Genomic DNA, 2,577 nt, shown 5'->3' on the forward strand with positions numbered 1-2,577 from the left:
TGCGGATTCCACGGGCATCCGGCCACCCATTCCATGAACATCCGGCCACTGATTCCACGATGATCCGGCCACCCGTTCCACGGCCATCCGGCCACCCACAAGGCAGGCAGCAACGCAGGATTAATTCACTACCATCGACCTCTTTTATCGAAGCAGAGAGGTCGTCGTGGAGCGGTTATCCATGCGTAAAATTAAGGAAGTGCTACGTCTCAAGTTTGAGGTCGGCCTATCTGCTCGCCAGATCGCTGTCAGCTTGCAGGTGGGTCGCGCAACTATCGGTGAGTACCTCAATCGCTTTGCTGCCAGCGGGCTGACTTGGCCGTGTGCGGCGAGCGAGGCGCAGTTGCAGCAGCGTCTTTTTCCGCCACCACCCGACGTCCCCAGCGATCAACGTCCGATGCCGGACTGGACTCATGTCCACGCAGAGTTGCGCCGCCCCGGCGTAACCCTGGCCCTGCTTTGGCAAGAATATCGACTCGCCCATCCGCAAGGCTTCCAATACAGCTGGTTCTGCGAGCACTACCGGCTCTGGGCCGCCAAGGTCGACGTGGTCATGCGCCAGGAACATCGTGCAGGTGAAAAGCTGTTCGTCGACTATGCCGGCCAAACGGTGCCAGTCATCGACCGGCAGACCGGCGAAATTCGCCAAACACAGATCTTCGTCGCCGTGCTGGGCGCCTCCAGCTACACCTTCGCCGAAGCCACCTGGTCGCAGAAACTGCCCGACTGGCTGGGCTCGCACGCCCGCTGTTTTGCTTTTTTCGGCGGCACCGCACAGATCCTGGTGCCCGACAATCTGCGCAGTGGCGTGACCAAGGCGCACCGTTACGAGCCCGATATCAACCCCAGCTACCGCGATCTGGCCGAGCACTACGGCGTCGCCGTATTGCCCGCTCGCTCACGAAAACCCAAGGACAAAGCCAAGGTCGAAGTCGGTGTTCAAGTGGTCGAGCGCTGGATCCTGGCGGTGCTGCGCAACCGCCAGTTCTTCTCGCTGGGGGAACTCAACACAGCCATCGCGCTGCTGCTGGATCGCCTCAATCAGAAGCCCTTCAAGAAACTGCCCGGCTCACGCCGCTCGGCCTTCGAGACCATCGACCAACCCGCGCTGCAACCGCTACCAGAACATCCGTATGTCTACGCCGAATGGAAAAAGGTGCGAGTCCACATCGACTACCACGTCGAAGTCGACGGCCATTTTTACTCCGTGCCGTACCAACTGGTGAAACACCAACTCGAAGTACGCCTGACCGCGCAGACCGTCGAGTGCTTCCACGCCAACCAGCGCGTGGCCAGCCATCTGCGCTCGCCGCACAAAGGCCGCCACACTACCCACACCGAGCACATGCCCAAAAGTCACCGCGAACACGCCGAGTGGACGCCCCAGCGGCTGATCCGCTGGGCTGAGCAGACGGGCCCGAATACGGCCGGTGTCATCGCCTACATCCTCGAACGCCGAATCCATCCGCAGCATGGCTTCCGCGCCTGCCTGGGCATCCTGCGCTTGAGCAAACAGCACGGCGAAGAGCGGCTGGAAGCCGCTTGCCAACGTGCGCTGGCCCTAGGCGCATGCAGTTACAAGAGCCTCGAATCGATCCTGCGCCAAGGCCTGGAACGGCTACCTCTTGCCCAGCAAAACCTGCCGTTACTGCCCGATGAACATATCAATCTGCGCGGCCCCGGCTACTACCACTGACCTGAAAAAGGAGCACGAACATGCTGCCCAACCCGACCCTCGACAAGCTACAAACCCTGCGCCTGCACGGCATGATCAAGGCGCTTGGCGAACAACACGCAACGCCTGACATCAACGATCTCAGCTTCGACGAACGCCTCGGCCTGATGGTCGACCGCGAGCTGACCGAGCGCGAAGACGCCCGCCTGACTACGCGTCTCAAAGCCGCCCGACTACGCCACAACGCGTGCCTGGAAGACATCGACTACCGCAGCCCGCGCGGCCTGGACAAGGCCTTGATCCTGCAACTGGGCAGCGGTCAGTGGCTGCGCGATGGCCTGAACCTGATCATTGGCGGGCCGACGGGCGTAGGCAAAACCTGGCTCGCCTGCGCGCTGGCGCACAAGGCCTGCCGCGACGGTTACAGCGTGCGCTATCTGCGGCTGCCGCGCTTGATGGAAGAACTGGGCCTGGCACACGGCGACGGCCGCTTCGCCAAGCTAATGGCCGGCTACGCCAAGACCGACCTGCTGATCCTGGATGACTGGGGCTTGGCGCCGTTTACCGCTGCTCAGCGGCGCGACATGCTTGAACTGCTGGACGACCGCTACGGCAACCGCTCGACGCTGGTGACTAGCCAGATGCCGGTGGACAAATGGCACGCACTGATCGGCGATCCGACCTTGGGCGATGCGATCCTCGACCGGCTGGTGCACAACGCTTATCGGATCGAACTGAAGGGCGAATCGATGCGCAGACGCGCAACGAAATTGACGGCGACAGAGACTTCAGACTAACAATGCAAACCTGCGTCGCTGCGCTCCGACTGCCCGGCCGGATGAGCGTGGAATAGGTGGCCGGATGTTGGTGGGCTGGGTGGCCGGATGGCGTGGAATGCGCAG

Annotated in this window: 2 protein-coding genes; both read left to right on the forward strand. The window is 62.1% G+C overall.

The genetic code is table 11. The features are described 5' to 3' along the window. The first annotated feature begins 181 nt into the window (after nucleotides 1–181). Nucleotides 182–1,696, forward strand: coding sequence for an IS21 family transposase (gene istA, locus JFT66_RS29605; RefSeq protein ID WP_153351840.1), 1,515 nt, complete (start codon nucleotides 182–184; stop codon nucleotides 1,694–1,696). Nucleotides 1,697–1,716: 20 nt separating this feature from the next. Next, nucleotides 1,717–2,472: an IS21-like element ISPsy14 family helper ATPase IstB gene (gene istB / locus JFT66_RS29610; protein ID WP_024264899.1), complete on the forward strand. Its 756-nt coding sequence runs from the start codon at nucleotides 1,717–1,719 to the stop codon at nucleotides 2,470–2,472. Nucleotides 2,473–2,577: the final 105 nt, after the last annotated feature.

This window comes from Pseudomonas sp. MF6755, from assembly GCF_016405635.1.
GTDB classification, from domain to species: domain Bacteria; phylum Pseudomonadota; class Gammaproteobacteria; order Pseudomonadales; family Pseudomonadaceae; genus Aquipseudomonas; species Aquipseudomonas haemolytica.